This is a genomic window from Pseudomonas sp. (assembly GCF_049645325.1).
Lineage (GTDB): Bacteria > Pseudomonadota > Gammaproteobacteria > Pseudomonadales > Pseudomonadaceae > Aquipseudomonas.
Genome location: NZ_JBARTQ010000281.1, coordinates 1 through 6929, shown reverse-complemented (window position 1 = coordinate 6929; position 6929 = coordinate 1). Strand labels below are relative to the sequence as shown.

At 62.1% G+C, this 6929-nt stretch carries 6 protein-coding genes; all 6 read left to right on the top strand.

The features are described 5' to 3' along the window. Nucleotides 1-720 (top strand): helicase C-terminal domain-containing protein (locus WBB95_RS12505; protein WP_424487885.1); only part of this gene is annotated, 720 nt, incomplete at its 5' end. 98 nt (nt 721-818) lie between these two features. Beyond that, on the top strand, nt 819-3116 hold the full coding sequence (locus WBB95_RS12500; protein ID WP_424487884.1) for a beta-galactosidase: 2298 nt from the start codon (nt 819-821) through the stop codon (nt 3114-3116). An 82-nt stretch (nt 3117-3198) separates the two neighbouring features. Next, a complete protein-coding gene (locus WBB95_RS12495) occupies nt 3199-4344 on the top strand; it encodes a serine hydrolase domain-containing protein (RefSeq protein ID WP_424487883.1) in 1146 nt (381 codons plus the stop codon). Nucleotides 4345-4486: 142 nt separating this feature from the next. After that, a complete protein-coding gene (locus WBB95_RS12490; protein WP_424487882.1) occupies nt 4487-5668 on the top strand; it encodes an OmpA family protein in 1182 nt (393 codons plus the stop codon). 27 nt (nt 5669-5695) lie between these two features. Next, nucleotides 5696-6343 (top strand): pyridoxamine 5'-phosphate oxidase, encoded by a 648-nt coding sequence (pdxH, locus tag WBB95_RS12485; protein WP_424487881.1) that lies wholly within the window; start codon nt 5696-5698, stop codon nt 6341-6343. A gap of 263 nt (nt 6344-6606) precedes the next feature. Beyond that, nucleotides 6607-6929 (top strand): glycine zipper 2TM domain-containing protein (locus tag WBB95_RS12480; protein WP_424487880.1); only part of this gene is annotated, 323 nt, incomplete at its 3' end.

Genomic DNA, 6929 nt, shown 5'->3' with positions numbered 1-6929 from the left:
GCCTACGGCTGCCTGGTGACCTCGGCCACGCTGACCGCCCTGGGCACTTTCGACCGGTTCCGCATGCGCGCGGGCCTGCCGAAAAAAGCCGTCACGGCGGTGGTGCCGAGCCCGTTTCACCACGCTGACGCTGGCGTGTTGCGCGTGCCGGACCTCAAGGCCGACCCGCGGGACGCGCCGGCGCACACGGCGGCAATCATCCGTGACCTGCCGGGCCTGGTCGAAGGTTCGCGCGGCACCCTGGTGCTGTTCTCGTCACGTAAACAGATGCAGGACGTGTTCGACGGCCTCGACCGTGACTGGCGCAAGCAGGTGTTCATCCAGGGCAACCTGTCCAAACAGAAAACCCTGAACAAGCACAAGGCGCGCGTCGATGGCGGCGATTCCAGCGTGCTGTTCGGCCTGGCCAGTTTCGCCGAAGGCGTGGACTTGCCCGGCGCTTACTGCGAGCACGTGGTGATCGCCAAGATCCCGTTCTCGGTGCCGGATGATCCGGTCGAGGCGGCCCTGGCCGAATGGATCGAAGCGCGCGGCGGCAACCCGTTCATGGAAATCTCCGTGCCGGACGCCTCGTTGAAGCTGGTTCAGGCCTGCGGGCGCCTGCTGCGCACCGAAGAAGACCGCGGCACCATCACCTTGCTTGACCGCCGTTTGGTCACCCAGCGCTATGGCAAAGCTATCCTCAATGCCTTGCCGCCTTTCCGGCGCGAAATTTCTTAAGCCACCGTGGGCGAATTCGCCCACTTCGTGGTCTATCTCACTGCCAACGCTTTATGTCATCAGGCCATTCATCGGCCGTTTGGGAGAACCTTGCTCGTATGATTCGCACGCTGCCCGCCCTTTTTGCCCTGTTGTTCGCCGCGCCCTTGATGGCCGCGCCAACCGGGCAACAAACGCTGTTCAACTTCGTCCGGCCTGCCGATGTGGTCAAGGTGGCGACCCAGGACGCCAGCCTGCCGCAATACAACGCCGAACAAACCGCCGAAGGCGAAGTGCTGCGCCGCATCACCTTCAACCCGGCCGCCGAGCCGAGCCTGGTGCTCAGCCCGCAAACCGGTACTTGGGACTGGTCGCAATCCGGCGCCATGAGCCTGCGGATCCAGAGCGCCATGGACTGGGCACTGACCCTGTACGTCAAGGTGCAAAGCACGGACGGCAAAACACTGGTCAGCCGCATCGACTTGCCGGCCGGCCCGGCCCAGACCCTGCTGATCCCGCTGCAAGCTAACTCCCCGTTGAGCCAAGGCATGAAAGCCGGCCCGCCGATGCCGATCACGGTGGACGGCCAGCGTGTGTTGCTGGCCGCCAGCGCCGGGGAAATCGACCGCAGCCAGGTGGCGTCGGTGACCCTGTCGATGATCAAGCCCAACGCCGCCCAGAGCATCCTTCTGGAACGCTTCGGCGTGCAGGACAGCGAGCCGGTATTGAAGGCGGCCTACAGCGAACTGGTGGATGCCTATGGCCAGTCCACCCGCGCGCGCTGGCCGGAAAAGGTCAGCAGCGACGAGCAGCTCAAAGCGGGCGCCGCGAAAGAGCAACAACAACTCAAGGGCTGGCTGGCTGAGCGTGACAAGTCTGCGCTCGACCAATACGGCGGCTGGAACAAAGGCCCGGCGTTCGACGCCACGGGTTTTTTCCGCACCGAGAAACGTGACGGTCGGTGGTACCTGGTGACGCCCGAGGGCCATCCGTTCTATTCCCTGGGCGTGAACACCGTGGCCCCGGACGATAACCAGACCTACGTGGCCGGCCGCGAATGGATGTTCACCGCGTTGCCCAAGGCCGGCGAGCCGTTCGACAAGTACTACGGCAGCAGTGACAACCGTGGCGGCAACGGCGCCGATCAGGGCCGGGGCTTCAATGTCGGCCGTTGGTACGACTTCTATGGCGCCAACTTGCAGCGCACCTACGGCGGCGAAGGGTTCGACCAGAAACGCTGGGTAACCCACACCCTCGACCGCCTGCAAGCCTGGGGCTTCAATACCGTGGGCAACTGGAGCGACGAGGCGTTGGCCACCGCCGACCGCGTGCCCTACACCTTGCCGCTGTCGATCGTCGGCGATTACGCCAGCATCAGCACCGGCACTGACTGGTGGGGCGGCATGCCCGACCCGTTCGACCCGCGCTTTGCCATGGCCACCGAACGTGCCGTGGCCATTGCAGCTCGCGATCACCGGGATGACCCGTGGCTGATCGGCTACTTTGCCGACAACGAGCTGGCGTGGGCAGGCCCGGGTGACGATGCAAAATCGCGTTACGCGTTGGCCTACGGCACCTTGCGCATGACCACCGACGTGCCGGCCAAGCGCGCGTTCCTCAAACAGCTGCGTGACAAGTACCGCAACGAAGAGGGCCTGTCGAAAGCCTGGGGCATTCATTTGGCCGGCTGGGAGTTGATGGAAGACCCAGGGTTCGAGCCGCCAATGCCAAGCCCCGAGCACCCGGAAATCGAAGCGGACTTCAAGTATTTCCAGAAGACCTTTGCCGACGCCTACTTCAAGACCATCGCCGATTCGCTCAAGTGGCACGCGCCCAACCAATTGCTGCTGGGCGGTCGATATGCCGTGAGTACGCCGGAAGCCGTAGCCTCCTGCGCCCAGTATTGCGATGTGCTGAGTTTCAACATGTACACCCTCAAACCGCAGGACGGTTATGACTTCGCCGCCCTGCACGCGCTGGACAAGCCGGTGCTGATCACCGAGTTCAATTTCGGCTCGGCGGACCGCGGCCCGTTCTGGGGCGGCGTGACGCAGTTGGCCAGGGAAGAAGACCGTGGTTCGGCGTACAGCACCTTCCTCAAGCAGGCCATGGCCGAGCCGTCGATTGTTGGCGTGCATTGGTTCCAGTACCTGGACCAGCCGGTGACGGGCCGACTGCTGGATGGTGAAAACGGCCACTTCGGACTTGTCGGCGTCACCGATGTGCCGTTTCAGGGCTTCGTAGACAGTGTGCGCAAGAGCAACCTGGCGGCGGTCGACCAATTGGGCAAAGAGGCGCAAAAGGCCAAGGCTGCCGGCGCGCTGCGCGAGAGTGACAGCGGCAAGGCCGGGCACGATGGCAAAGGCGCGGGGCAGGGCGCCGGGCATGCCGGTGGGCACTCTGGAAATGGCCATTGATTCATGTTTGACGGGTTCACAAAACCCACAATGGCTGGAACAATGGCGGCCACTTTTTACAGTGTTTTCCGAGGGGGCTTAGGTGCAGATTCAGGGTCATTACGAGCTCCAGTTCGAAGCGGTACGTGAAGCGTTCGCCGCGTTGTTCGATGACCCGCAGGAGCGTGGTGCAGGGCTGTGCGTCCAGATCGGCGGTGAAACCGTGGTCGACCTGTGGGCCGGCACCGCCGACAAGGACGGGGCTGAGGCCTGGCACAGCGACACGATCGTCAACCTGTTCTCCTGCACCAAGACCTTTACCGCCGTCACGGCCCTGCAATTGGTGGCCGAAGGCAAGTTGAAACTGGACGCGCCCGTGGCGGACTACTGGCCTGAGTTTGCGGCGGCGGGCAAAGAGGCTATCACCCTGCGCCAATTGCTCTGCCACCAGGCCGGGTTGCCGGCGATCCGCGAAATGCTGCCCACCGAAGCCCTGTACGACTGGCAATTGATGGTCGACACCCTGGCGGCCGAGGCCCCGTGGTGGACGCCGGGCGAAGGTCACGGCTACGAAGCCATCACCTACGGCTGGCTGGTCGGTGAATTGCTGCGCCGTGCCGATGGGCGCGGGCCGGGGGAATCCATTGTGGCGCGGGTTGCACGGCCATTGGGCCTGGACTTCCATGTAGGCCTTGCCGACGAAGAGTTTTATCGTGTTGCCCATATAGCCCGCAGCAAAGGCAATATGGGCGATGAGGCGGCGCAACGTTTACTGCAAGTAATGATGCGCGAACCGGCGGCGATGACTACCCGTGCATTTGCCAACCCACCGTCTATTCTGACCAGCACTAATAAGCCTGAATGGCGGCGTATGCAGCAGCCAGCGGCAAACGGTCACGGTAATGCGCGCAGCCTGGCGGGCTTTTATAGTGGATTGTTGGACGGTAGTTTGCTGGAAAGCGACATGCTCGAACAATTGACGCGCGAACACAGTATCGGGCCGGATAAAACTTTATTGACCCAAACCCGCTTTGGCCTGGGCTGCATGTTGGATCAACCGCAACTGCCCAATGCCACGTTCGGCCTTGGCCCACGTGCGTTTGGGCACCCTGGCGCCGGCGGTTCGGTAGGCTTTGCCGACCCGGAACATGATGTAGCATTTGGTTTCGTGACTAATACACTGGGGCCTTATGTACTTATGGACCCGCGTGCACAGAAGTTGGTCGGAATATTGGCCGGTTGTCTGTAAAGAGCTTGCTGTTTCACGTTTTTTTGTTACAAAGGCAACTATAAGAAGGCGCTGAACGAAATTTTGTAACTTTAATGTTCTGTAAGCGTCTGTTTAACGGGTCAACAGACCCCCTGGTTTTTTCTCATTTTGTGGATATCTCATGTTATCGAACAAGTCCTTGGCACTGGCGCTGTGCCTCACTATTACTGGTTGCGCACAAACTCCACAAAATGATGCCGAAGGCGGGCATTGGTGGGCATTTGGATCTGACAAGGCTGCTACCAAGGACGCAGTGACCCAAACCGACGCCAAGCCGGATGCCAAGCCAGCTGCGGGCGCCAAGCCTGCCGCGCCGGTTGCTGCCGCCGCCGCTCCAGCGCCTGCTGCTGCCCCCGCTGCCGCGCCTGCCCCGGTAGCCAAGGCTGAAACAGGCTCCAGCTGGTGGCCGTTCTCTTCCAAGAGCGCCGACGAAAAGGCCGCTGATGCCAAGGCTGACCTGAAAGCCGACCTCAAGGCCGCGACCCCTGCACCGACTCCGGGCGCCGCGCCTGCCGTCGCCAAGACCGACACCGAGACCAAATGGTGGTGGCCGTTTGAAAGCAAGCCAAAGCCATTGGCCAAGGTCGACGTGACCAACGTGCCGATGCCTGACCCGAAAATTACCCAAGCCTGGCTGGACGACTATGAGCCGCGCCTGCGCGCTGCCATCAAGGACAGCAACCTGCAACTGGAGCGTCGCGAGAACGTTCTCGTCGTCATCGCTCCGGTAGACGGCTCCTACAACCCGAAGCGCCCGGCGATGCTGCTGCCGGTGACCCTGGGCCCGTTCACTCGCGTGGCCAAGGCTGTTGAAGGCGACCCGAAAACGGCCGTGCTGGTCCTCGGTCACGTCGACACCAATGGTGCCGAGCCTGTGAGCCAGGCCCTGACCCGAGAGCGCGCACAGTCCATCGCGTCGATTTTCAGCCTCAGCGGCTTGAAGCAGGATCGCCTGATGATGCGTGGCATGGGTGACCTTATGCCGCGTGCCGCCAACGACAGCAATCAGGGGCGTGCGCTGAACCGTCGCATGGAAATCATGTTCACTCAGCGTACAACGATGTTGGCGTTGCTGAGCAAGTACAACTCGGGCAAACCACCGGTTGCTGAAATGGTCGCCGTGCAAACTGCGCCAGCGCCGGTACCGGCTCCAGCGGCGAAGGCAGCCGCGCCAGCTAAAAAGGCCCCGGCCAAGAAAGCTGCCGCCAAGCCCGTTGCCAAGAAAGCCGCTGCCAAGCCTGCCGCCAAGAAACCTGCGCCAAAGGCTGACGCGCCCGCCACAAACGACCAGGCGAAAAACTGATCTGTTGAACCAGAAGGATAAAGCCGCATGACCCAGGCACTGGCCGATATGCGCCGTGACTACACACGGGACGGTTTGAGCGAGGCCCAGGCCCCGGGCGAGCCGTTTGCGTTGTTCCACCAGTGGTTTGGCGACGCGGTGAAAACCGAGCAGCCTCCGGTGGAGGCCAATGCCATGACCCTGGCCACGGTCGACCAGGACGGTCGTCCGCACTGTCGCGTGTTGTTGCTCAAGGGCCTGGACGCGCAGGGCTTTACCTTCTTCACCAACTATCAGAGTGCCAAAGGCGAACAGCTTGCGGCGCGGCCTTTCGCGGCAATGACCTTCTTCTGGCCGACCCTGGAGCGCCAGGTGCGCATCGAAGGGCGGGTGGTCAAGGTCACGCCTGAAGAGTCGGATGCCTATTACCAGGTCCGGCCTCTGGGTAGCCGCCTTGGCGCCTGGGCGTCGCCGCAGAGCAAAGTCATCCGTGACCGCGAAGAACTGCACGACTTGCTTAAGGCGACCGAGCAACGCTTCAGTGATACTCAACCCGATTGCCCCGAGCATTGGGGTGGGTACCGCCTGCTGCCTGAGCGCATCGAGTTCTGGCAAGGTCGCGCCAGCCGCCTGCATGACCGTCTCAACTATCGCCTGCAAGCGGGCGAATGGACGCGCGAGCGCCTCGCGCCCTGAGCGTCGCCTTTCGTCACTTCACCTGAATGTTGCCTGCCACACCGACGTCTCTACTTCAGAGGCTTTGGTGTGCGCTGCTGCGCAGCTACAATTACCAAGGCACTCAAGACACTTCTTGGTACAAGGAGGGTCTACCGTTCGTCGATTTTTGTGGTGCTGGCAGTCTGTACTAGGGCTGAATGAAAGCAATTTTCTGCCTGGCTTGCCGTGACAGGCGCCACGCTGCAGCGTTTAATGAATACCTGTCCTTTGGAGTTGATGCTATGCGTAAGTCCGTTTTACTAGTTGCCTGCTTTACCACCCTGTCGTTGCTGTTGGGTGGCTGCGCCTCGAGTCTGACCGGCGACTCGTACTCTCGTGACGAGGCGCGTCGTGTACAGACCGTCCGCATGGGCACCATCGAATCCCTGCGTCCGGTAAAAATCGAAGGCACCAAGACCCCAATCGGCGGCGCTGCTGGCGCAGTCATCGGCGGCGTTGGCGGCAGCGCCATCGGCGGCGGTCGTGGTAGCATTGTTACCGCAGTGATTGGCGCCGTCGCCGGCGGCCTGCTGGGTTCGGCCACTGAAGAAGGCCTGACCAGCAC

Coding starts and splice junctions, on each gene's coding strand:
- WBB95_RS12500 (WP_424487884.1), top strand. CDS start 819: ATGATTCGCACGCTGCCCGCCCTTTTTGCCCTGTTGTTCGCCGCGCCC.
- WBB95_RS12490 (WP_424487882.1), top strand. CDS start 4,487: ATGTTATCGAACAAGTCCTTGGCACTGGCGCTGTGCCTCACTATTACT.
- pdxH (WP_424487881.1), top strand. CDS start 5,696: ATGACCCAGGCACTGGCCGATATGCGCCGTGACTACACACGGGACGGT.